The sequence below is a fragment of the Shewanella sp. SM23 genome, assembly GCF_025654295.1.
Lineage (GTDB): Bacteria > Pseudomonadota > Gammaproteobacteria > Enterobacterales > Shewanellaceae > Shewanella > Shewanella oncorhynchi.
Window position 1 is genome coordinate 75,211 of the sequence record NZ_JAKKRM010000002.1, and the last position, 22,150, is coordinate 97,360.

Sequence of the window (22,150 nt, forward strand, 5' to 3'; positions counted from 1 at the left end):
GATAATTGACAGAAGCCATCTATGCTACCCCTGCTATCACATCAACAAACATTAGAGCCAGTGTATTTGGCATACCTTGATGCACTGGAGCAAAGTGAGTATTCCGGTGATATAGACAAACGTTACAGCGCACGTTTAGTGCAAGCCACCGACAACTCTGTATATCAATTTTTGCCTCAAGCCGTGCTTTATCCTAAAAATCAGCAGGATATTCAAATTGCATTGACGCTGGCTGCTACTGACGCATTTCGCAGCGTGACCTTCAGTGCGCGGGGCGGTGGTACGGGCACCAACGGACAATCTCTGACCCATGGTTTGATTTTGGATGTGTCGCGTTACATGAACCGTGTGCTCGAAGTGAATGCTGAGCAAGGTTGGGTTCGAGTCGAAGCTGGCGTGATTAAAGATGCGCTTAACGATGCATTGCGTCCCCATGGATTCTTTTTTAGTCCCGATTTATCCACTTCAAACCGCGCCACTATTGGTGGCATGATCAATACCGATGCCTCGGGTGCGGGCTCACTGGTCTATGGTAAGACGTCAGATCACGTGCTGGCGCTGCGCAGCGTGTTGATCGATGGCAGTGTGCTGGATACGCATCCCCTAGATGCGGGACTACTGTGTAACCCCGATAATGTCAGTGATAATCCGCTGGGGCAGAAACTGATTTCTGCTGTGGCGGCGGTATGCCGCGAAAAGCGAACTCAGATAGAAAACCAATTTCCTAAGCTCAATCGTTTCCTCACTGGCTATGACTTAAAACACGTGTGGAACGACAACCTGACGCAATTCGATTTATCACGAATTCTGACGGGCTCAGAGGGCACGCTTGCGGTGATAACCGAAGCCAAACTTAATCTCACCCCGCTGCCGACTGAGCGCGCTATGGTAAACATTAAGTACGATTCGTTCCAATCGGCATTGCGTCATGCGCCATCCTTAGTTGCCGCGCGGGCGACTGTGGTCGAAACCGTCGATTCAAAAGTGCTTAACTTAGCCCGTGAAGATATTGTCTGGCATTCAGTGGCTGATCTTATCCAAGAAGTGCCAGGTAAAGTTATTGATGGCCTCAATATGGTCGAATTTGCAGGTGACACGGTCGAAGTTGAGCAAAAGCTCGCGAGTTTGGAAGCTGTGTTAACTGAGCAGATCAGCAAAGGCGAGTGCGGTGTATTGGGTTACCAAGTGACGCAAGATAAGCCGAGTATCGAAAAAATTTACGGCATGCGTAAAAAAGCCGTTGGCTTACTCGGCGCCACTAAAGGTCGCCGTAAGCCCATCGCCTTTGCTGAAGATACTGCGGTACCGCCCGAAAAACTCGCCGATTACATTATGGAGTTTCGCGCGTTACTCGACGGGCATAATCTGCAATACGGTATGTTCGGCCATGTGGATGCGGGCGTGTTGCATGTGCGACCCGCGCTCGATATGTGCGATGTTGAAGATGAAAAATTACTACGAGTCATTTCTGATCAAGTCGCGGCACTGACGCTTAAATACGGCGGCCTAATGTGGGGTGAACACGGTAAAGGCGTGCGCGGTGAATACGGTCCAGCTGTCTTTGGTGATGAACTTTTCGGAGTGTTGCAAGATATTAAAGGTTTGTTTGACCCCGATAACCGACTCAATCCCGGCAAGCTGGTGGCGCCTAAAGATACAGGTGCCCTCTATTACGATGTCGACAGTGCTAAGCGCGGTAAGTTTGATCGACAAATCCCCGTTGATGTGCGTGATGCGTTCCCCGATGTGATGAATTGTAACGGTAATGGCCTGTGTTTTAATTACAGTAGCTATTCGCCTATGTGCCCATCGTTTAAGGTGACGGGTGACAGAGTGCAGTCACCTAAGGGGCGTGCAGGGCTCATGAGAGAGTGGCTAAGACTGCTTGAGGCTGAAGGGGTTGATGTTAATGCCCTCGCAAAAGCGAAACCTTTTGGTATATTGCAGCGCATACAAAATACCATCAATGCCAAACGTGATTATGATTACTCCCACGAGGTGATGGAATCGCTCAAGGGCTGTTTGGCCTGTAAAGCCTGCTCTGGACAATGTCCGGTCAAAGTGGATGTGCCTAAGTTTAGGGCGCAGTTCTTCAATATTTACTATCAACGCTATTTAAGACCCGCGAAAGACTATCTCGTTGCAGGGATTGAAGATAGCTTACCACTGATGGCTGCGGCACCGCGTCTCACTAACTTTGTTGCACAAAATCCATTGAGCCAATGGGTGATTAAACAGGCGATTGGTTATGTGGATGCGCCTGCGTTATCTGTGCCGACTTTGAAGCAAAGACTCGATGGTCATGCAAGTCGCGGTTACGACTTAGCTGCGTTGCAAGCGATTCCAGAAGAGAAGCGCTCGCAGTTTGTGTTGGTGGTACAAGATCCCTTTAACAGTTTCTATGATTCAGGTCTTGTGCTGCGCTTTATCCAATTGATTGAAAAACTCGGCTTAAAGCCGGTGTTATTGCCCTACAAACCCAATGGTAAGCCAACACATATCAAGGGATTTTTAAATAAGTTTGCTAAAACGGCGCAGTCGAGTGCGGACTTTCTGAACCAAGTCCATAAACTGGGCATGCCCATGGTCGGTATCGATCCTGCCTTAGTCTTGTGTTATCGCGATGAATACCGTGAAGTCTTAGGGGCTAATCGCGGTAATTTTGAGGTCAAGTTAGCCAACGAATGGCTACTGAATGTCATCAAAGATTTACCTGCAAAAGCTGCGCAAGGTAAGCAATATACTTGGTTTAGTCATTGTACCGAATCGACGGCCAAGCCAAATACCGCCAATGAGTGGACTAAAATCTTTGCCCATTTTGGCGCTAAGTTAACCGCAGTCAATTTAGGTTGTTGTGGTATGGCGGGAACCTATGGTCATGAGGCAGAAAACCTCGAGCGCTCTAAGGCCTTGTTTGATATGTCTTGGCAGCAAACGCTAGCGAAAATTGAGCAGCCGCAAGTGTTAGTGTCTGGCTATTCGTGCCGTAGTCAGGTAAAACGTTTTGCCGGATACAAGCCAAAGCATCCACTGGAGGCCTTACTCGAGTTAGCAAATATTTAATAGTGTTTATGCCATTTTGATTGCGCTAGTCAGATCGTAATTATCCTCACTGGTATATCCCAGTGTTGAATGTCACACTAAAGCCAGCCGCAAGGCTGGTTTTTTTATGGATGATGGAGGCCTAGATGGAAAAGATGACTGACAGTATTCAACACACGCTCAAACAATTCGCCGCTGATAGTAGGCTAACCTCGGTTGTGCCATTGTGCAGTGAAGTCCCATTGTTTGACATTAACGCCTTGGGTGATTGGACCTATCTAGGCACATCGCTGCCAGCAAAGTTTGCTAAGTTGTTCGCCAGTATTTTACATTGCATCGATGATGAGTATTTCTTAATGACCCCAGTGGAGAAGGTGCGAGTGCGGGTTGAAGATGCTCCCTTACTGATTGTCGATTTCGAGCGAGCGCAACCCCATTCGCTGCTCAATGTAAGAACCAGTATTGAAACACAGCATCATAAAGTCGATATAAAACAGATGAAGCTCACCGATGACAGTGTTTATTTGCCGCTTGAGCGCGGTTTATGGGGCAAATTAGGTCGGGCCTGTTACTATAATTTTGTGAATGAATTCAATTTATCTGATCTAGATGAGGAATGAGCTCGTAGGTTAATCGCATAATTTGCTGTGGTCGAAGCTAGTTTATTATGGGTTAAGTGGTAGTATTAAAACTAACTCTGGGTTCCTATGATGGCGTGCAGAGTAAGTGAAAACGCGTTAAACCTTTGCTGTAGGAGGTGCTGTTTGAATCGTCATGAAAGCTTAGGCTATCTTGTATCCCACTTAAATATCGAGCTGCAAAATGAGCTTGATCTGCATCTTAAGCGATATCAACTCGATATAAAACTGTGGCCTGTGCTGTTTGCTTTGTGGCAAGAAGAGGGCATAAGCCAAACTGAATTGTCTAAGCGTTGCGATGTGGCAAATTACACTATGACGCGCTTACTCGATCAGTTGCAGGTGCAAGGTCTTATTACTCGTCATCAAGAAGTCGATAATCGGCGTGCTTTCCAAATCTTTTTGACCGATGAAGCCAAAGCATTAGAGCAAGATCTTATCTGCGAAGCTGAGCGGGTCAATGAAAAATTTCTGTCAAATTTAAGTGAAGATGAACAACAGACATTCATTTTACTATTAAATAAAATCAACCGTTTGGCTTGAAATTTTGAATCTAATGGGTATGGAGGAAAACTGTGGTTTAGCCGTTTTTACTTCTATCTGTATGTGGTTATCTAAATCATGTTCCCAGTTTAATCCCATCCACTATGCCTCACTCTGCGGGATTAAACTGGTTTGATTAATTTAAGTAAAGTGCAAAGACGCAAAGCAGACTTACGGTTATCACTAAGTGCTGTAAATAACGACGGCTGGCTAATAAATTTTCTTTGCCTTGTTTTAGGCTAGCGACGAGTCTATGTTGCTTATAAATTCGGCACATGAGTTCATCGGTTTGAGGATCGATAAGCAGTTCAAACTTGCAAGGTGCGCCGTCTTTAAGCTGAATGGTATGCTCGCTTTGAGGCTTAAAGTTAAGCTTGTGCGACACCATCTGTCCATTAACGAAGACCCGCTCTAAACCACTCCAATTGCTGGCTTGCAGTTCTACGACATCTTGGTTGAGATCATATTTGAAACGGATCATAGCGCTATCCTGTGCTGGGACCTGATAGACTAATTCAAGCAGACAAATATGACGTTTTCCAGCGTGATTAAATGAATATTCTGTGTCGAAATTAAAAGCGCGGCTAAACCATGAGCTTAGTGATAGATTAAATTTTAGATAACAAAAAAGCGACCAGAGGTCGCTTTTTTCAATATTTGACGGGCATAAAAAATAATAAACGCGTAGAAAAATTACTGCTTAGCGGCTTCGATAATGGCTTTCGCCATTTCATCAGCCACGGCGCCGGTTGTACGGTTCTGCGCATCGGCTTGGCTGAATATTTTCAGTAGCGTGTTGTAAATTTCTTCTACTTTAGCAGTCGATTTTGCTGCGTCGTAATCTTTTTCGAACGACACGTTGATAATGCCGCCTGCGTTGATCACATAGTCTGGCGCGTACAGTATGCCCATTTCTTTCAGTTGTTCACCGTGGCGTACTTCGGCTAATTGGTTGTTGGCACAGCCAGCAACAATTTTGGCTTTCAGTTGCGGTAAGGTCGCATCGTTTAAGGTTGCGCCAAGGGCACAAGGGGCATACACATCCACATCTTGCGCGTAGATTTCTTGAGGCGCGACAACAATGGCACCAAAGTCGGTAGCGACTTTATCTAACGAGGCTTGATGAATGTCGGTAACAATCAGTTCAGCGCCTTCGTTATGCAAGTGTTTGCACAGGTAATAGCCAACGTGACCGACGCCTTGAACGGCGATTTTAAGGCCTCTTAGGCTGTCTAAACCAAGTCTATGTTTAACCGCAGCTTTGATGCCTAAATAAGTGCCAAGGGCTGTGAACGGTGATGGATCGCCACTTTTGCCTTCAAGACCCGCCATATAAGGGGTTTCTTCATGGGCGATCATAATATCAGCCGTAGTAGTGCCAACATCTTCCGCTGAATAGTATCGGCCACCTAGGCTGTTAATCAAACGGCCAAAGGCGCGGAATAGGGCTTCGCGATCTTGTCTTTTCGGATCGGCAATGATCACTGATTTACCACCGCCCATGGTTAAACCTGCTAGGGCATTTTTATAGGTCATGCCACGAGAGAGGCGTAATACGTCAGTCAGGGCTTCATCATCCGATTGGTAGTTCCACATCCTACATCCACCCACGGCAGGACCAAGGTTGGTGTTATGGATGGCGACAATGGCCTTTAAGCCACTTTCTTTATCATGACAGAATACAACCTGTTCATGTTCGTCAAAGGATACATGATTAAATACAGCCACGTGAATTTCTCCGCTATACACAATGAAAAAGCCGACGAGGTGAGCCTCTATCGACTGCTTGTTATATTTATTGCAGAACCATAGCATTTAGCGATACTCTCAACCATGCATAATGACCGAATAAATACATTATTTGTGGCAATTTAGCTTTCCACTTTACGTAAACGTAAGCTTTGCGATTAAGAATGGATTGTACTGAATTTAACGTAACGAATAGAATGAATCGCGCACTGATCCCAAGAATTAGGCTCGCGTTATAACAATAAGATAGGACGGAAGTATGACTGAACAAGCTGTCGACCAAACTCAACAAAATTTATCAGCTGAAGAAATAGAAAAGCTGCGTCAAGAGTGGGTCAGAACTCAATTTCAAAAAGCCAATCGTTTTCTCGCTGAAAAAGGCGTGATCCCAAGCAAAGTCCTAGCCGATGAAAGCCGTTATCTTGCGCCTTATATGGCGATTTGGAAGATGGAATCAAAGCGTCCAAGCAACAAAACCTATTGGGTGATGTCAGGTGATTTACCGTCGGATTTTGTCGATGTGAAAGTGGCGGCTACGGCCCGTGATGCCGTGCGTCATTTCTCTATGATGTGGCAAATGCAGGCGGAAAACTTAGTGCGTTCGGGTGCAACCCGTGATGCCACTCAGGCTAAATTTGCTCAACTATTAGTATCGCGTGCCGAGAGTTTATATCGTATGCACAACGACGATAAACTGTGGAATGCTTAAACTCAAATGAGTTGAGGATTGTATTTAGATAGTATTGAGTTAATACAGTCACTTGTGTTGATTGATACTGATAATTGAAATAACAATAAGGCACTCAGTTGAGTGCCTTTTTTATACTGACTTTTATGTTGATTTCCTATGTTAAGAACAAGGTCATCGAACAAAGTCGATAGGGCTTATTCTTCGCTGTCGCTCAAGTAGTAGAAACCTTGATTGATGAGTTTCAACAGTAAGGCTTGGACTTCTTCATGCTGACATATTTCAGTCGCTTCATCGGCGTTTAAGCTGACGTTATCGCTCAACTGTGCGATTACGTCTGCCGGTGTTTGGGGCAGTTCGTGTACATCACCATTGATGAATAATCGCGGCGTGGCGTCATTTTCAAGGCGCAATACTTTCAAACCACCGATACGGCTCACTCCAGCACCTTGGGCGAAGGCATCTTGCAAATCTTCCATGCTGTAAGCTTCTTCGCCTTCACACAAATCAAGCTCGAAACGGTTTTGACTAAGCAACTTGCCCAACACGATTTGGTAGCTATTGGGATCTTGGCTCAGCTGGCTCAAGAGTGACATTATGCCCACTTGATGGTCTTGGCTGACGATACCGGCTGAACTCGGTTCAGTTTGCGAGGTGAAACGCTGCTGACCTAAGTTATTGTCGAGCAAATAATCGGCGACTTCACTGACTAATTCTTGCTGGCTAGGAGCGCGGAAACCAATCGAGTAACTCATTGCCACAGTTAGGGTTTCGCCGCAATGCGGGTAACCGGGTGGAATATAAAGCATGTCGCCTTTTTCTAACACTACATCGATAATGGGCGTAAAGTCTTCAACCAGCGGCGAGTTGGGATTGCCACCACGGCGTTGTTGCGGGGTATTGTCACCCACAGTCCAGCGACGCTCACCTTCGCCTTGAATGATAAACACATCGTAGTTATCGACGTGCGGGCCGACACCGCCACTTGGGGTTGCAAATGATGCCATCAAGTCATCGAAGCGCCAGTCAGGTAAAAAACGCAGCGCTTCAACTAATGGTTGCGAATCTGGGTACCAATGGTTGACGGCTTGCACTAATAATTGCCAATGGGTTTCGCCATAGCTGTCGTAATCTTCAAACGGACCTTGCACCACTTCCCAATCATTGTCTTTGGTGACGACGATGCGTGAAGAGATTTCTTCTTCACAGGCAAGGCCTGCTAATTCATCGGCGCTGATAGGATCTTCAAATTGCGGAAATGCTTTTTTGATCAACAGTGGTTTCTTTTGCCAGTATTCACTAAGAAACTGGGCGATATCGAGATTGAGTGTATACATAGTGTTAAAAAAGGCGACCACATCGCGGTGATGTGGGTCGCCTTAATCCTTATTTCTGTTTAAGAAAGAGTATTGTCCGTCGCCAACTACAGTTAATAACTAATTTCAGTCAATAGCTTAATATTAGTTAATCGCCAATTTTAATTAATAACTTACTTCAGTTCGTCGACAAACGTTTCGGCGCGACCAATGTAATTGGCTGGCGTCATTTTCTTCAGTTCAGCTTTCACTGAGTCTGGTAATTCAAGTCCGTCAATAAACACTGACAGTTGCTGCGCGTCGATACGTTTACCGCGCGTCAGTTCTTTTAATTTTTCGTATGGCTTTTCAATACCATAACGACGCATTACCGTTTGTACGGGTTCTGCTAACACTTCCCAGTTGTGATCTAACTCATCACGCAGATGCGCTTCGTTAACTTCTAACTTGCTGATGCCTTTTAAGGTCGCTTGATACGCGATCAACGCATGGGCAATACCCACACCTAAGTTACGCAGTACAGTCGAGTCAGTTAAGTCACGTTGCCATCTTGATAACGGCAGCTTAGACGCTAAATGTTGCATCAGCGCGTTAGCGATACCTAAGTTACCCTCAGAGTTTTCAAAATCAATTGGGTTAACTTTATGCGGCATAGTCGATGAACCGATTTCACCGGCGATAGTGCGTTGTTTGAAGTGACCTAGGGCAATGTAACCCCAAATATCACGGTCAAAGTCAATCAGCACAGTGTTGAAACGGGCAACCGCATCAAACAGTTCGGCAATATAATCGTGTGGCTCGATTTGCGTCGTGTAAGCGTTCCAGTGAAGGCCAAGGCTAGTCACAAAACGCTCAGACAGTTCATGCCAATTAACTTCAGGATAGGCTGACAGGTGAGCATTGTAGTTACCTACGGCACCGTTCAGTTTGCCCATGATTTCAACATTGGCGATTTGTTTGATTTGACGCTCAAGGCGCACTGCGACGTTCGCCATTTCTTTACCGAGCGTTGAAGGTGAAGCCGGTTGGCCATGGGTGCGTGACATTAACGGCACAGAGCGATATTCAATCGCCAGCTTTTTAATCGCAGTCAGTAACTCGTTGCAGTAGGGCAGTAATACTTGTTCACGGGCTTCAGTCAACATTAAACCGTGGCTTAAGTTATTGATATCTTCAGAGGTACAGGCAAAGTGAACAAACTCACCTACAGCGGCTAACTCGGCATTGTCGGCGATTTTTTCTTTGATGAAATATTCAACCGCTTTCACATCGTGGTTAGTGGTGCTTTCGATAGCCTTAACACGCAGCGCATCTTGTTCGTTGAAATTGTCTTTAATGCCATCGAGCACAGCGATAGCTGACGCGCTCAATGTTGGCACTTCGCTAATGTCTGAGCAGTCTGCTAACAGTTTTAGCCAATTGATTTCAACCTGAACACGGTACTTGGTAAGACCGAACTCGCTGAAAATCCCTCTCAATGACGCGGTTTTACTACCATAACGACCGTCTACCGGAGAGATAGCAGTTAGTGCGGAAAGATCCATGTGTAGCTCCTTGATGAACGCTAATTTTATTATAGGGTAAGACTTTTCTTGGCTGTATCGACTATGGCTTTGCGGGCGAAGACTAAGTGTCGACGTTTACCGCCCAACTGACGCCACAGTACTGCGCTGCGTATAGCGGCAAGCAGCAGAGCACGAATTTTATGTTGTACAATAGGGCGCTGCAAACACACAGGATTACCCGATATTTGGATTTTTGGCCCTAAATTACTGATGATGTCACTGTAAATGCTGGCAAGATTGGCAACAACTTGCTCATCTGTGATGGCAAAATGATGTAGTTGGCGATTCACTTGATTAATACGTTCAGCCAACATGCCTAAGCCACTGTTAGAGCGCACGAGTTTACGCTCTAGGGCAAGCACGCCCACTAAATAGCGGGTGATTTCAACATCTTTTTGACTGCTGTCACCGAGCTGGTTCAGGATCAGCTCATAGCCTTTTTGCAATACGATTTTATCTTGGTAGACATCGGCCGTATTGTCAGGATTGGTGACGAGAATGGTGTTTAAGCTCGCTGCGAGCTCGGCATTATCCAATTCGCCATGGCGCGCTAAATGTTGAACTTGGGCAATGGCTTGCAGTATGCCTGCAAACGCCATAGTCCGGTTAATGAGTTGCTCGTTCACGCGTTACCCTCGGATTAATTGATCTATGATGCCGCCACCTAGGCAGACCTCACCATCATAAAATACCGCAGACTGTCCAGGCGTCACCGCCGCAACAGGTTCATCGAAGACCACGCGCAAGGTGTGTTCATCTGTGTAGGTTAATGTACAAGGCACATCTTGTTGGCGATAACGGGTTTTCACTGCGATATGACAACCATCGACAGGCCCAGTTCTATCCACCCAATGCAGTTGGTTAACTGTCATGCCGGTCGACATCAAACGGGGATGGTGTCCGCCTTGACCCACGATCAATACGTTACGCTCAAGATCTTTATCGACCACATACCAAGGATCGTCATTGCTGTTTTTCATGCCGCCAATGCCTAAGCCTTTACGTTGGCCTAAGGTGTGGTACATGAGTCCTTGGTGCGTGCCTATGACTTCACCTTCTGGGGTTTCAATATTGCCAGGCTGCGCCGGTAAATAAGTCCCTAGAAATTCAGTGAACTTGCGCTCACCGATAAAGCAGATGCCAGTACTGTCTTTTTTGTCATGGGTGATTAAGCCCATTTCTTTCGCAATTTCACGAACTTGATATTTTTCGAGCTCACCGACAGGGAACAGGCTTCGGGCAACTTGCTCATGGCTAAGGGTGTAGAGGAAATAACTTTGATCTTTATTGCCATCAACGCCACGGAGCATTTGCGTACTGCCGTCGCTGTTATCGCGACGGCGAACATAGTGGCCCATTGCGATGTAATCGGCGTCGAGGATTTCGTCGGCAAATTCTAAAAATGCCTTAAATTTGATTTCTTTGTTGCACATGATATCGGGATTTGGCGTGCGGCCGGCTTTGTATTCGGCGAGGAAATACTCAAATACATTGTCCCAATATTCGGCAGCAAAGTTGACTGTATGTAGCTTGATCCCAAGCTTGTCGCACACGGCTTGGGCGTCTTTTAAATCTTCTGCGGCCGCGCAGTACTCGTTATTGTCATCTTCTTCCCAGTTCTTCATGAAAAGGCCTTCAACCTGATAGCCTTGCTGCATAAGCAAATAGGCTGAAACAGATGAATCTACACCGCCGGACATGCCGACAATGACTTTTTTTCCTGTATGAGTGGGTTCGATTGATGTCATAAATCCTAAAAACCATTGAGTATGTGTGTTGGCTAGGTGGATGAATTTAAGCCGCGACATTGAGCGCGTAACAAAAATACCTAACCTAACTAAAAATATGGGCTAACTAAAAATCCAAGCTCACTTTAAATCCAAGCTAACTTTACATCTAGGTGCTGTGCTGCTGATTGCTAAATCAAACTTTTCCAGCGCTATCAAATAAAATGAGTCCGCAAACTGTCAGTAAACCTCGCATTTACGGCCAACTATTTATTTGCTGTACAAGGCCTCTGCAGTAGCACACGCATTAAGCTTAACCAGCCGTTTATGCGGGGCGGTATTCTATCACGCCTTGCTCGCTTGGGCTATCGTGAGGCGGTCACTATTGAGTAAGCTAAGGGGATAAGTTTGGCCATTTTGTGCCTGATTGAGATAGTCTTTTAAGCAATCGAGTACTAAGGGGCTGCGCAGTAAAGATGGCATGGCTTCTATCTGCGCAAGACTTAACCAATGCGCACTATGGATCGCTTTATCCTGCGGCGCAGGTGAGGGCATATCATCTAACTGCACGAAAAAAGTAAAGCGCACAAAGGCTAAGTCTTCACTGGCGCTGAGTTGATAAATGCCGACGAGTCCTTGGGCTTTGAGTGATAATCCCGTTTCTTCAAACACTTCGCGCTCACAGGCTTGGATCAAGCTTTCATTCGCTTCTAAGTGACCCGCTGGTTGATTAAAGCGTTGCTCGCCTTCAATCCACTCTTCTACCATCAGATATTTGTCCTGTGAAGTTGCATGAACAATACAAGCGACGGTCACATTGGGTTTATATCTTTGACTCATGGAGCCTCCTTTGAGTGGATTTGAATGAAGAAAGTAGGCTGAAATTTAGACTTCATCACCGAGACGGATACATTTGTGCTCACCCGATGGCAAATTATCTAGACTCCATTGGCCTATTTTATAACGGATTAATCTTAAGGTCGGAAAACCGATATGCGCTGTCATGCGTCTGACTTGGCGGTTGCGGCCTTCATGAATTTGGATTTCTAGCCAAGTTGTTGGGATATTTTTGCGCTCTCTCACCGGTGGATTACGTGGCCAAATGTCGGGTGAATCCATGATTTTGACTTTAGCAGGCAGCGTCATACCATCATTTAATTCAACACCTTGGCGCAGTTTTGTCAGTACATCTTCCGTCGGAACGCCTTCTACTTGTACCCAATAGGTTTTAAAGGTTTTCTTTTTTGGCTCTGTCAGCCTTGCCTGTAATTGACCGTCATTAGTCAGCAACAACAAGCCCTCACTGTCTCTGTCTAAGCGGCCTGCGGCATACACGTCAGCAATGGGGATATAGTCTTTTAGGGTCTTGCGACCTTGTTCATCGGTAAACTGGCAAAGTACATCAAAAGGCTTATTAAACAGCACGATAATTGGTGCGAGCGTTTGACTCTGCACCGGTTTTGCCGCCGCAATTGCGCGTCGATTAGGATTTTTAAAGGGTTCTTTCTTTAAACTGCCATTGGCATTTCGTGCTGGCGCCACTACTTTGCTATCTACGGCGGTAGCGCGGTTGGCAGGGCCTCTGCTGGCGGGCTTAGCGGGTTTAATCGGGCTCTTGGCTGGGGAACTTGCGCTGGCATTGGCACCTTTAGGTTGAAACTTGTTTTTGTTCATACTTTTGCTAACAGGAGGTTGAGACACGCTTACCTGACTTGATTGAGTCGTTAATGTGGTCATAGTGTACTTGGCATTCGCCGTTAGTGGAATTTGAATATTATTGCGAATGCTCTATGATGTCGGCCAGAAAATGTGATCTGTGCCTAAATGTTTATTAGGTTTTAATGAGTCGTTGTAACAAATTTTAGCTTGCGCGCAAAGACAGAAGGGCATTGAGAATTTGAAAGATAAGGGCGTGGTCGATTGCCTTGATTGATATTTTCCCTGTGCTCAGATTTGTTCGCCATGCTATAAAATTATTATAAAAAATATTAAATTTTACAATAATGTAGGATGTAACATGAAAGATAACTCATCAACAATTATTTACACTGAAACAGACGAAGCGCCAGCACTGGCCACCCTCTCACTCTTACCTATTATCAGAACGTTTACCGACGCCGCGGGCGTTGCGGTTGAAACCCGTGATATCTCGTTATCGGGCCGTATTATTGCCAGTTTCCCTGAGCAACTGACCGAAGCACAAAAGATTGGCGACCATCTGACAGAGCTTGGCGAGTTAGCGAATCAGCCAGAAGCGAACATCATCAAGTTACCAAATATCAGTGCTTCGATCCCACAATTAAAAGCCTGTATCCTTGAACTGCAGCAAAAAGGTTACGACATCCCTAATTATCCGGATGAGCCAAAAACCGACGCTGAAAAGTCAATTAAAACACGTTACGACAAGATTAAAGGCAGTGCGGTAAACCCAGTACTGCGTGAAGGTAACTCAGATCGCCGTGCCCCATTATCGGTGAAAAACTTCGCCAAGAAAAACCCGCATTCCATGGGGAAATGGGCCAAAGATTCCAAGTCACACGTTGCCCACATGACTGACGGTGATTTCTACGGTAGCGAGCAGTCTGTGACTTTATCTGATGCGGGCAGCGTGAATATCGTGCTGACCCAAAAAGATGGTCAAGAAGTGGTGCTCAAATCGGGTCTTAAGCTGCTGGCTGGCGAAATTATCGATGCTGCGGTGTTGAGTAAAAAAGCCTTAGTGAGCTTCTATGAGCGTGAAATCGAAAACGCCAAAGCTGAAGATGTGCTGTTATCGCTGCATCTGAAAGCCACTATGATGAAAGTGTCTGATCCTATTATGTTTGGTCACGCTGTGAAGGTATTCTTCAAGCCAGTATTTGACAAACATGCGGCGCTTTTCGCTGAATTAGGCGTAGATGTTAACAACGGTTTTGGTGATGTTTATGCCAAAATAGCGACATTACCTGCTGATAGCCGCGCCGAAGTCGAAGCCGATATCGCCGCCGTTTACGCTGCGCGTCCCGCATTGGCTATGGTTGATTCTGACAAAGGTATCACCAACTTACACGTGCCAAGCGACATCATTATCGATGCGTCTATGCCTGCTGCGATTCGTTCATCTGGCCAAATGTGGGGACCAGACGGTCAACTGCATGATACTAAAGCCATGATCCCCGATCGTTGCTATGCCGGTATCTACCAAGAAACGATTGCTTTCTGTAAAGAGCACGGCGCTTTTGATCCTAAAACCATGGGCAGCGTGCCAAACGTGGGCTTGATGGCGCAAAAAGCCGAAGAGTATGGCAGCCACGATAAGACCTTTGAAATTCCTGCTGACGGTGTGGTTAACGTTGTTGATGCCAGCGGTAAGGTATTGATGAGCCATAACGTCGAAGCGGGCGATATCTGGAGAATGTGTCTAGTTAAAGACGCACCAATCCGTGATTGGGTTAAACTGGCCGTGCGCCGTGCCCGTTTAAGCAATACTCCAGCGGTATTCTGGTTAGATAGCAAACGTGCCCACGATGCGCAAATCATTGCAAAAGTGCAGCAGTATCTGCCAGAGCATGATACTGATGGCTTAGACATCAGCATCATGTCTCCAGAAGATGCGACGCGTTTGTCTTTGGCTCGCATCAAAGAAGGCAAAGATACCATTTCAGTTACGGGTAACGTTCTACGTGACTACCTGACTGACTTGTTCCCCATCCTTGAGCTAGGCACCAGTGCCAAAATGCTGTCAATCGTTCCGCTAATGAACGGCGGCGGTCTATTTGAAACAGGTGCGGGCGGTAGTGCGCCTAAGCACGTGCAACAGCTTGAGAAAGAAGGTCACTTACGTTGGGATTCGCTCGGTGAATTCTTGGCTCTGGCGGCGTCTTTAGAGCATTTAAGCCAAACCGTGGGCAATCCAAAAGCCCAAGTGTTAGCCGATACTTTAGATCAAGCCATTGGCCAATTCTTAGATGGCAACAAATCGCCATCAAGAAGAGTCGGTGAGCTGGATAACCGTGGTAGCCATTTCTACTTAGCCATGTACTGGGCACAAGCCTTAGCAGCGCAAACCAGCGATGAGCAGTTACAAGCACACTTTATTCCGTTAGCGCATGCGCTCGCGGCGAATGAGCAAGTGATTGTGGCTGAATTAGCGACGGCACAAGGTGCACCAGTCGATTTAGGTGGTTACTACCGTTTAGATGCGGCTAAGGCTGAAAAAGCCATGCGCCCAAGCGAGACGTTGAACAAGCTGTTGATTGCTTAATCCCGCTCGTTATCACTTTTAGATGGCGTGCGCGTCAGTGCTGGCCATCTAAGTTGATGTAAAGTTGTAAGTCATTAGACTGATTTTAAAAAAGGGTCTGCATTGCAGATCCTTTTTTATACCCTAAATTTGCTGTCGAGACCGATGATAAAAACTTTTTTCTGGGATGCAATGGATGATGTGCGGCGATTGAACTTGAATTAAATTCATGCGAAATGATGATGAGCGATGCAGCATTAAGTGGTGAGAATTGATGAAACACGCAGCAATAAAAAGGCAGGGACAAGTCCCTGCCTTTTAGATCATTGGCCTCACCAAACGTTATTTTGTTGGTGAAATGGCTGAAGCGTGCATCCCTTTTGGACCGGCTTCTACTTCAAATTGAACGGGTTGGCCTGCTTTTAGAGTTCGATAGCCTTCCATTTCAATGGTAGAATAGTGTGCAAAAACGTCCTCACCACCTTGATCAGGGCAAATAAACCCGAATCCTTTGGCGTTGTTGAACCATTTAACAGTTCCGCTTGCCATACTTCCACTTCCTTCTGTTGTCTACTTACCAGTAAGATAGTAAAACCTGTATAGACGGGTATTCGTTCACCGTCTGCACAACAGAATGTAAGGAGTAAATGCGGAAGTCAAGCTAAAATTAACAAAGGGGTAACAACTGATTAATTTGAACGGATCAATTGGAAGAGGCCAACACGAGAGGCTAGTATTAAAAAATGGCAAAGATAGGAAATATTGAACACGTTGAAGAACGTGTCGAATCAGAGTTAATGCCGCCTTCGATGTATAAGGTGGTGCTCAATAATGATGATTACACCCCAATGGATTTTGTGATTGAAGTTTTGCAGGTTTTCTTTCGCAAGAACGAGCAGGAAGCGACCGATATCATGTTGACGATCCATCACCAAGGAAAAGGAATTTGCGGTATTTTCCCGTTTGGGATTGCAGAAACTAAGGTGATACAAGTAAATCAATTTGCAAGACAAAACCAACATCCGTTACTGTGTTCGTTAGAGAAAGCATAAAACCGCTTTACTCTGTAGTCTGTTGTTAATTTTGGGGGTGCTTATGCTGAACAAAGATCTGGAAGTCACCTTAAATCTGGCGTTTCAGCAAGCCAGAGACGCGCGTCACGAGTATATGACAGTGGAACATCTGTTATTAGCTCTGATCGACAATCCTGCGGCTCAAGAAGCGTTAATCGCCTGTGGAGCGAATCTAGATAAACTCAGAGATGAAGTGGCAAGCTTTATCCAACAAACAACCCCAATCATTGCCGATATTGATGATGACAAAGAAACTCAGCCGACGCTTGGGTTCCAGCGAGTGCTGCAACGGGCAGTATTCCATGTGCAGTCATCGGGTCGCAATGAAGTGAACGGCGCTAACGTGTTAGTTGCCATTTTCAGTGAGCAAGAATCCCAAGCCGTGTATTTACTGCGCCGCTGTGACATTAGTCGCCTAGACGTAGTGAATTTTATTTCCCATGGTTTCGCCAAAAATGATGATGCTGAGTCACATCAAGATCAAGAACGTGTTGAAGAGCAGGGCGAAGGGAGCGAAGAGCGCAGCATGTTGTCGCAATTTGCGTCCAATTTAAACCAGCTTGCAAAGCAAGGGATCATCGATCCACTGATTGGTCGCGACCAAGAAATTGAGCGCGCGATTCAAACCCTGTGCCGTCGCCGTAAAAATAATCCACTGTTAGTGGGTGAGGCGGGTGTAGGTAAAACGGCGATTGCTGAAGGGTTGGCGTATCGCATCGTCAATAAACAAGTGCCCGATGTAATGCTTGAAGCGACAGTGTATTCCTTAGATTTAGGTTCACTGCTGGCGGGAACTAAGTATCGCGGCGACTTTGAAAAACGCTTTAAGAACCTGTTAAAAGAACTGGCGGCGGATAAGCATGCCATCCTATTCATCGATGAGATCCACACCATTATCGGTGCGGGCGCGGCCTCTGGCGGCGTAATGGATGCCTCTAATCTACTGAAACCTTTGCTATCTAGCGGCAACTTGCGTTGCATGGGCTCGACTACTTTCCAAGAATATCAAAGTATTTTTGAGAAAGACCGCGCACTTGCACGTCGTTTCCAAAAGGTGGATATCAATGAGCCTTCAGTGGAAGAAACCACTAAGATTTTGATGGGGCTTAAGTCTAAATACGAAGAATATCATGGGGTTCGTTATACTCAGGCCGCGATCAGCAGCGCTGCAGTATTGTCGGCCAAGCACATCAACGACAGGCATTTACCCGATAAAGCCATCGATGTGATCGATGAAGCGGGTGCGCGTATGGTGATGTTGCCTATGAGCAAACGTAAAAAGACCATAGGCCAGGCCGAGATTGAGTCGATTGTGGCGAAAATGGCGCGTATCCCTGAGAAGTCGGTATCCGCTACTGATAAGGACTTACTGCGTAACCTTGAGCGTAACCTTAAGATGGTGGTCTTTGGCCAAGATAAGGCCATTGAGAGTCTGAGTTCGGCCATTCGCTTATCGCGCAGTGGCTTAGGTGCTGACAGAAAACCTGTGGGGAGCTTCTTATTCGCCGGTCCCACCGGTGTGGGTAAAACCGAAGTCACTAATCAACTGGCCAACTGCTTGGGGATGAAACTGGTGCGCTTTGACATGTCTGAGTACATGGAAAGCCATACAGTGTCACGCCTGATTGGTGCGCCTCCTGGTTATGTGGGTTATGACCAAGGTGGCTTGCTCACGGATGCTGTGATTAAAAATCCGCACTGTGTCGTGCTATTGGATGAAATTGAGAAGGCCCACCGTGATGTCTATAACCTGCTGTTGCAGGTGATGGATCACGGTACTTTGACCGATAATAATGGTCGTAAGGCTGACTTCAGACACGTGACTTTGGTGATGACCACTAACGCGGGTGTACAGGAGACTATTCGTAAGTCGATTGGCTTTACCCAGCAAGATCACACCCAAGATGCATTATCTGAAATTAATCGAGTATTTTCGCCAGAATTTCGAAATCGTCTCGATTCCATCATTTGGTTCAATCATTTGGATATGACGATTATCGCCAAAGTGGTCGATAAATTCTTGGTGGAATTGCAGGCACAGTTGGATGCAAAACACGTTACTTTGGAAGTCAGCGACGAAGCCAGAACCTTGTTGGCCGAGAAAGGCTACGATAAGAACATGGGCGCACGTCCAATGGCTCGGGTCGTGACCGAATTGATCAAACGTCCATTGGCAGACGAGATCTTATTTGGTGTCTTAGAGTCAGGCGGTGTTGCGTATGTGGATGTGAAGGAGGGTGAGATTGTCATTCGTACCGAACGTCACGAAAAAGCGACAACAAAAGCTTAATGCTTGATTATCCATTAGTTTTAGACATAAAAATGGCTGCAGTTGCAGCCATTTTTTTCATCTTTCGCAAACAAAAAAACCCGGCCTTGCCGGGTTTTTAAATCTAAGAGGCTATATCAGCGTGCGCGGAAGACAATGCGACCTTTGGTCAGATCATAAGGAGTCAGCTGGACGGTAACTTTATCGCCAGTGAGGATCCGGATGTAGTTTTTACGCATTTTGCCTGAAATGTGGGCTATCACCACATGACCATTTTCAAGCTCTACACGAAACATTGTGTTTGGCAAGGTTTCAAGGATAGTGCCTTGCATTTCAATGTTGTCTTCTTTCGCCATTAATTAATTATCCCATTAGCCTTCGAATATAAAAAACGGGCGTATCATGCCCCAAATTCCCCCCGCTGTAAAGGGGAAGTACTTAGCAAACTTGGGAATACTCCCAGCCCGTCGGTGTGAGAATTTGATAAGGGCGATACAAACGCTTGTAAGACATCTTACGGTTTTCATCTATTTGATATCCGAGATAAACAAATTCTTTATTCATGAGTTTCGCCAGTCGACACTGAATTAAAATTAACAGTGCGCCGAGGGAGCGATGTTCTTCGTCGGGGTCAAAATAGCTGTAAATTGCCGAAAGACTATTGGGCAAGCTATCAGTGACCGCAACTGCCAATAATTTATTTCCATCATAGACTTCGATAAACGTTGGCGGTAACCAATGGCAAAAAAGAAAGTGATTATATTGATCTTCACTCGGGGGAAACATGGGGCCGTCAAAATGTCGCCCACGAATGTAATGTTCATATAGCGTATATTGCTCGGCGGTTTGCTCCGATGTAATTCGCCAAGTCAGATCTTGGTTTTTTGCTAAAGTGCGTTTTTGGCGTTTCGATGGGACAAATTCATGCGTTGGCACACGGATTGGTTGGCATGCACTGCATCTAGGGCAGCGTGGTTTGTAGATAGAGCTACCACTGCGACGAAAACCTACCGCGAGCAAACGCTCAAATAAAATGGGATCGAGCGTATCTTCTTGGATGACGAGTAGCTGCTCCTGCTGGCCATCAAGGTAGCTGCAGGGAAATATTTGACTGATACCGATAGCGATCGATGCTTTACTCGAGTTCAAGGATGACCTCTTTAGTGGCCCAAGTATTTGGGTCCACGGGATTGTTTCTCAGTTCGCTCAGTAACGTTATAAAATCAATGCGTTTAATAGCTTTAGCTCCCAAACTTTCTAGGTGGGGATTCATCACTTGTGCGTCGATGAGTTTGAATCCCATCTTGAGTAAATGTTGTTGCAGTGCGGCAACGGCGGCCTTGGACGCATTGGTTTTACGGTGAAACATGGATTCGCCGCAAAATACTTGGCCGATCGCTAAGCCGTAAAGCCCACCGATTAAACGTTCACCTTCCCACACTTCAATGGAGTGAGCATGACCTGTGTGATGCAATTCGCGATAGGCCATTTGAATTTCTTGGGTGATCCAAGTGCCGCTCTGTTTTTCTCTTGGCTGCGCGCATCCTGCCATCACATCGGTGAAAGCGTGATTGATAGTGATCCGCCAAGGTTGCTTTTTTAAGTACTTACGCAGGCTGGTGCTGATGTGAATTTCATCTGGAATAAACACGGCGCGGGGATCCGGCGACCACCACAGGATGGGATCGTCAGAATTAAACCAAGGAAAAATACCGTTGTAGTAAGCAGAGAGTAAACGTTCAGGACGTAAGTCGCCGCCGATAGCCAATAAACCATTAGGATCGGTTAAGGCGAGCTCGGGCGAAGGAAAAGCGTCAAATTCGTGATTCAGGAAAGACAGTGACTTCACAATTGAGTATGATTTAGTTATAGACCTTATTATTAAGTTAGCGGAAATTCAGATATGTGGAAACCTACTCTAGCAAGCTTTATGTTTATTTTTGCTTTTATCATCAGCCCCGCTAATGCTGGCTATGATCGCAATCAAGCCGTGCCAGTTGAGAAAGTACTCTATGGCGATATCACTTCGGTACGTAATATCACCGAAACCCAGTTAATTGAAGACCGTAATCAAGGTTGGAAAACCTTCGGTGGCGCCTTAGCGGGTGGGGTGATTGGTAATCAGTTTGGTGGCGGGTCGGGTCGAGATGTTGCGACGATTTTAGGTGCCTTGATTGGTGGGGGTATCGGTAACCGTTATGGCAGCGGTACTAGCGTGCAATCGTTTAAGCTAGTGGAACTGATGATCAATCAAGAAGATGGTACTCAGGTCATGGTGATCCAAGATTACGATGCTGGCATGACGTTTAACGCGGGTGACAGAGTTCGAGTGGTGTACCTGCAAGGTGGCGTGCGTGTTGATATCGCGATGTAAGCGATTGTCTCATCTTGAATAAGTGCTCATCTTCAGTAAATGGTCATCTAGAGTAACGGACGGTAATGCAATGACACGGACAGAACTAAGCCAATATTTAGCCGATTTTTTACATGTGTCGGCCTTTAAGGATTACGCACCCAATGGGCTGCAGGTAGAAGGCAAGGATGAGATCCACACCTTAGTCACGGGCGTGACAGCGTGTCAGGCCTTGATCGATGAAGCGATTCGATTAAACGCCGATGCGATATTGGTTCATCACGGCTTTTTTTGGAAGAATGAGCCTGAAGTGATCACAGGCATGAAACAACGCCGAATTAAGGCGCTGCTCAAGCATGATATTAGCTTGTTTGGATATCATTTACCCTTAGATGCTCACCCAATGCTCGGTAATAACGCGACTTTGGGGAGACAGCTTGGGATCATCGACGCAGAAGCCATCGAAGAGGTGGCTCAGGGGCTACTGTGGCGTGGAAAACTTGATCTTGCAGTCAGTGCTAGCGAATTTTCTCACACCCTTGAGAATGCGTTAGGCAGAGCCCCACTGCACATTGGTGATAGCGATGCAAAGATCCAACATGTAGCTTGGTGTACTGGTGGCGCACAGGATTATATCGATGTTGCGGCGAGTTTAGGCGTGGATGCGTTTATCAGTGGTGAAGTGTCCGAGCGAACGTTTCACAGTGCGGTAGAGCAGGGCATACATTATTTTGCGGCTGGGCACCATGCGACAGAACGTTTTGGCATTCAAGCCTTAGGCCGTCACCTCGCCCGCGAGTTTGATCTCGTGCACCATTTTGTGGATATCACCAATCCGGTCTAATCCATTCATAAAGCGGCTTATGATGACCATCTAACTGTTTTATTCCTAAACGAAAGGCGAGCATGGCTCGCCTTTTTTATTGTGGTTTATTATTACTTATAGTCACTTAAATCCCTTTCTC

Annotated in this window: 21 protein-coding genes; 9 read left to right on the forward strand and 12 right to left on the reverse strand. The window is 46.1% G+C overall.

The window, feature by feature from the left end:
- Nucleotides 1-21: 21 nt before the first annotated feature.
- The 3 genes from L5L98_RS03475 to L5L98_RS03485 all read left to right on the forward strand — a co-directional run bounded on the left by L5L98_RS03475 (nucleotide 22) and on the right by L5L98_RS03485 (nucleotide 4,223).
- On the forward strand, nucleotides 22-3,063 hold the full coding sequence (locus tag L5L98_RS03475; RefSeq protein ID WP_263138541.1) for an FAD-binding and (Fe-S)-binding domain-containing protein: 3,042 nt from the start codon (nucleotides 22-24) through the stop codon (nucleotides 3,061-3,063).
- Between the two features lie 125 nt (nucleotides 3,064-3,188).
- Nucleotides 3,189-3,662, forward strand: a complete 474-nt coding sequence (locus L5L98_RS03480) for a DUF1285 domain-containing protein (protein ID WP_263138543.1) — start codon at nucleotides 3,189-3,191, stop codon at nucleotides 3,660-3,662.
- Between the two features lie 144 nt (nucleotides 3,663-3,806).
- Complete coding sequence (locus L5L98_RS03485) at nucleotides 3,807-4,223, forward strand: MarR family winged helix-turn-helix transcriptional regulator (protein WP_028759729.1); 417 nt, start codon at nucleotides 3,807-3,809, stop codon at nucleotides 4,221-4,223.
- 136 nt (nucleotides 4,224-4,359) lie between these two features.
- Here the strand turns inward: L5L98_RS03485 and L5L98_RS03490 are convergent, their stop codons facing one another.
- Together L5L98_RS03490 and L5L98_RS03495 are read right to left on the reverse strand one after the other, a co-directional pair.
- Entirely contained in the window at nucleotides 4,360-4,704 is a 345-nt protein-coding gene (locus tag L5L98_RS03490) for a hypothetical protein (protein WP_263138545.1), read from the reverse strand.
- A 212-nt stretch (nucleotides 4,705-4,916) separates the two neighbouring features.
- Nucleotides 4,917-5,951 carry a Glu/Leu/Phe/Val dehydrogenase gene (locus L5L98_RS03495; protein ID WP_173244498.1) on the reverse strand — a complete coding sequence of 345 codons (1,035 nt, stop codon included), beginning with the start codon at nucleotides 5,949-5,951 and terminating at the stop codon, nucleotides 4,917-4,919.
- Nucleotides 5,952-6,231: 280 nt separating this feature from the next.
- Here L5L98_RS03495 and L5L98_RS03500 point away from each other — a divergent pair, with 280 nt between their 5' ends.
- Nucleotides 6,232-6,681: a DUF4826 family protein gene (locus tag L5L98_RS03500; RefSeq protein ID WP_011789106.1), complete on the forward strand. Its 450-nt coding sequence runs from the start codon at nucleotides 6,232-6,234 to the stop codon at nucleotides 6,679-6,681.
- Nucleotides 6,682-6,857: 176 nt separating this feature from the next.
- On the opposite strand, the gene L5L98_RS03505 is transcribed toward L5L98_RS03500, so the two are convergent.
- The 6 genes from L5L98_RS03505 to rluE all read right to left on the reverse strand — a co-directional run bounded on the left by L5L98_RS03505 (nucleotide 6,858) and on the right by rluE (nucleotide 12,942).
- A complete protein-coding gene (locus tag L5L98_RS03505) occupies nucleotides 6,858-7,997 on the reverse strand; it encodes a cupin domain-containing protein (RefSeq protein WP_173244501.1) in 1,140 nt (379 codons plus the stop codon).
- Between the two features lie 152 nt (nucleotides 7,998-8,149).
- Nucleotides 8,150-9,520, reverse strand: coding sequence for an adenylosuccinate lyase (purB, locus tag L5L98_RS03510; RefSeq protein WP_263138558.1), 1,371 nt, complete (start codon nucleotides 9,518-9,520; stop codon nucleotides 8,150-8,152).
- Between the two features lie 29 nt (nucleotides 9,521-9,549).
- Nucleotides 9,550-10,167 carry a high frequency lysogenization protein HflD gene (gene hflD / locus L5L98_RS03515; protein WP_263138561.1) on the reverse strand — a complete coding sequence of 206 codons (618 nt, stop codon included), beginning with the start codon at nucleotides 10,165-10,167 and terminating at the stop codon, nucleotides 9,550-9,552.
- A 3-nt stretch (nucleotides 10,168-10,170) separates the two neighbouring features.
- Nucleotides 10,171-11,289 (reverse strand): tRNA 2-thiouridine(34) synthase MnmA, encoded by a 1,119-nt coding sequence (gene mnmA, locus L5L98_RS03520; protein ID WP_263138563.1) that lies wholly within the window; start codon nucleotides 11,287-11,289, stop codon nucleotides 10,171-10,173.
- A 324-nt stretch (nucleotides 11,290-11,613) separates the two neighbouring features.
- Nucleotides 11,614-12,108 (reverse strand): NUDIX hydrolase, encoded by a 495-nt coding sequence (locus L5L98_RS03525; RefSeq protein WP_212600198.1) that lies wholly within the window; start codon nucleotides 12,106-12,108, stop codon nucleotides 11,614-11,616.
- A gap of 45 nt (nucleotides 12,109-12,153) precedes the next feature.
- A complete protein-coding gene (gene rluE / locus L5L98_RS03530) occupies nucleotides 12,154-12,942 on the reverse strand; it encodes a 23S rRNA pseudouridine(2457) synthase RluE (RefSeq protein WP_263138565.1) in 789 nt (262 codons plus the stop codon).
- Between the two features lie 343 nt (nucleotides 12,943-13,285).
- Between rluE and L5L98_RS03535 the strand changes: the two genes are divergently transcribed.
- Nucleotides 13,286-15,511 carry an NADP-dependent isocitrate dehydrogenase gene (locus L5L98_RS03535; protein WP_263138566.1) on the forward strand — a complete coding sequence of 742 codons (2,226 nt, stop codon included), beginning with the start codon at nucleotides 13,286-13,288 and terminating at the stop codon, nucleotides 15,509-15,511.
- A 321-nt stretch (nucleotides 15,512-15,832) separates the two neighbouring features.
- On the opposite strand, the gene cspD is transcribed toward L5L98_RS03535, so the two are convergent.
- Entirely contained in the window at nucleotides 15,833-16,039 is a 207-nt protein-coding gene (cspD, locus tag L5L98_RS03540; RefSeq protein ID WP_006081937.1) for a cold shock domain-containing protein CspD, read from the reverse strand.
- A gap of 194 nt (nucleotides 16,040-16,233) precedes the next feature.
- On the opposite strand from cspD, the gene clpS reads away from it, so the two are divergent.
- Together clpS and clpA are read left to right on the forward strand one after the other, a co-directional pair.
- A complete protein-coding gene (clpS, locus tag L5L98_RS03545) occupies nucleotides 16,234-16,542 on the forward strand; it encodes an ATP-dependent Clp protease adapter ClpS (protein WP_006081936.1) in 309 nt (102 codons plus the stop codon).
- Nucleotides 16,543-16,585: 43 nt separating this feature from the next.
- On the forward strand, nucleotides 16,586-18,853 hold the full coding sequence (gene clpA, locus L5L98_RS03550; RefSeq protein WP_131523328.1) for an ATP-dependent Clp protease ATP-binding subunit ClpA: 2,268 nt from the start codon (nucleotides 16,586-16,588) through the stop codon (nucleotides 18,851-18,853).
- A gap of 116 nt (nucleotides 18,854-18,969) precedes the next feature.
- Here clpA and infA read toward each other — a convergent pair whose 3' ends face one another.
- From infA to aat, 3 genes are all read right to left on the reverse strand, one after another.
- Entirely contained in the window at nucleotides 18,970-19,188 is a 219-nt protein-coding gene (gene infA, locus L5L98_RS03555; RefSeq protein ID WP_006081934.1) for a translation initiation factor IF-1, read from the reverse strand.
- Between the two features lie 82 nt (nucleotides 19,189-19,270).
- Complete coding sequence (locus tag L5L98_RS03560) at nucleotides 19,271-19,981, reverse strand: arginyltransferase (protein ID WP_028759740.1); 711 nt, start codon at nucleotides 19,979-19,981, stop codon at nucleotides 19,271-19,273.
- Nucleotides 19,968-20,681: a leucyl/phenylalanyl-tRNA--protein transferase gene (aat, locus tag L5L98_RS03565; protein ID WP_263138584.1), complete on the reverse strand. Its 714-nt coding sequence runs from the start codon at nucleotides 20,679-20,681 to the stop codon at nucleotides 19,968-19,970. The genes L5L98_RS03560 and aat overlap by 14 nt, the downstream gene beginning before the upstream one ends.
- Nucleotides 20,682-20,735: 54 nt before the next feature.
- On the opposite strand from aat, the gene L5L98_RS03570 reads away from it, so the two are divergent.
- Together L5L98_RS03570 and L5L98_RS03575 are read left to right on the forward strand one after the other, a co-directional pair.
- Entirely contained in the window at nucleotides 20,736-21,206 is a 471-nt protein-coding gene (locus tag L5L98_RS03570) for a glycine zipper 2TM domain-containing protein (protein ID WP_028759742.1), read from the forward strand.
- Between the two features lie 70 nt (nucleotides 21,207-21,276).
- Nucleotides 21,277-22,029 carry a Nif3-like dinuclear metal center hexameric protein gene (locus L5L98_RS03575; RefSeq protein WP_198572314.1) on the forward strand — a complete coding sequence of 251 codons (753 nt, stop codon included), beginning with the start codon at nucleotides 21,277-21,279 and terminating at the stop codon, nucleotides 22,027-22,029.
- Nucleotides 22,030-22,150 lie beyond the last annotated feature (121 nt).

Coding starts and splice junctions, on each gene's coding strand:
- L5L98_RS03475 (WP_263138541.1), top strand. CDS start 22: ATGCTACCCCTGCTATCACATCAACAAACATTAGAGCCAGTGTATTTG.
- L5L98_RS03480 (WP_263138543.1), top strand. CDS start 3,189: ATGGAAAAGATGACTGACAGTATTCAACACACGCTCAAACAATTCGCC.
- L5L98_RS03490 (WP_263138545.1), bottom strand. CDS start 4,704: ATGATCCGTTTCAAATATGATCTCAACCAAGATGTCGTAGAACTGCAA.
- L5L98_RS03500 (WP_011789106.1), top strand. CDS start 6,232: ATGACTGAACAAGCTGTCGACCAAACTCAACAAAATTTATCAGCTGAA.
- L5L98_RS03505 (WP_173244501.1), bottom strand. CDS start 7,997: ATGTATACACTCAATCTCGATATCGCCCAGTTTCTTAGTGAATACTGG.
- purB (WP_263138558.1), bottom strand. CDS start 9,520: ATGGATCTTTCCGCACTAACTGCTATCTCTCCGGTAGACGGTCGTTAT.
- mnmA (WP_263138563.1), bottom strand. CDS start 11,289: ATGACATCAATCGAACCCACTCATACAGGAAAAAAAGTCATTGTCGGC.
- L5L98_RS03525 (WP_212600198.1), bottom strand. CDS start 12,108: ATGAGTCAAAGATATAAACCCAATGTGACCGTCGCTTGTATTGTTCAT.
- rluE (WP_263138565.1), bottom strand. CDS start 12,942: ATGAACAAAAACAAGTTTCAACCTAAAGGTGCCAATGCCAGCGCAAGT.
- L5L98_RS03535 (WP_263138566.1), top strand. CDS start 13,286: ATGAAAGATAACTCATCAACAATTATTTACACTGAAACAGACGAAGCG.
- cspD (WP_006081937.1), bottom strand. CDS start 16,039: ATGGCAAGCGGAACTGTTAAATGGTTCAACAACGCCAAAGGATTCGGG.
- clpS (WP_006081936.1), top strand. CDS start 16,234: ATGGCAAAGATAGGAAATATTGAACACGTTGAAGAACGTGTCGAATCA.
- clpA (WP_131523328.1), top strand. CDS start 16,586: ATGCTGAACAAAGATCTGGAAGTCACCTTAAATCTGGCGTTTCAGCAA.
- infA (WP_006081934.1), bottom strand. CDS start 19,188: ATGGCGAAAGAAGACAACATTGAAATGCAAGGCACTATCCTTGAAACC.
- L5L98_RS03570 (WP_028759742.1), top strand. CDS start 20,736: ATGTGGAAACCTACTCTAGCAAGCTTTATGTTTATTTTTGCTTTTATC.
- L5L98_RS03575 (WP_198572314.1), top strand. CDS start 21,277: ATGACACGGACAGAACTAAGCCAATATTTAGCCGATTTTTTACATGTG.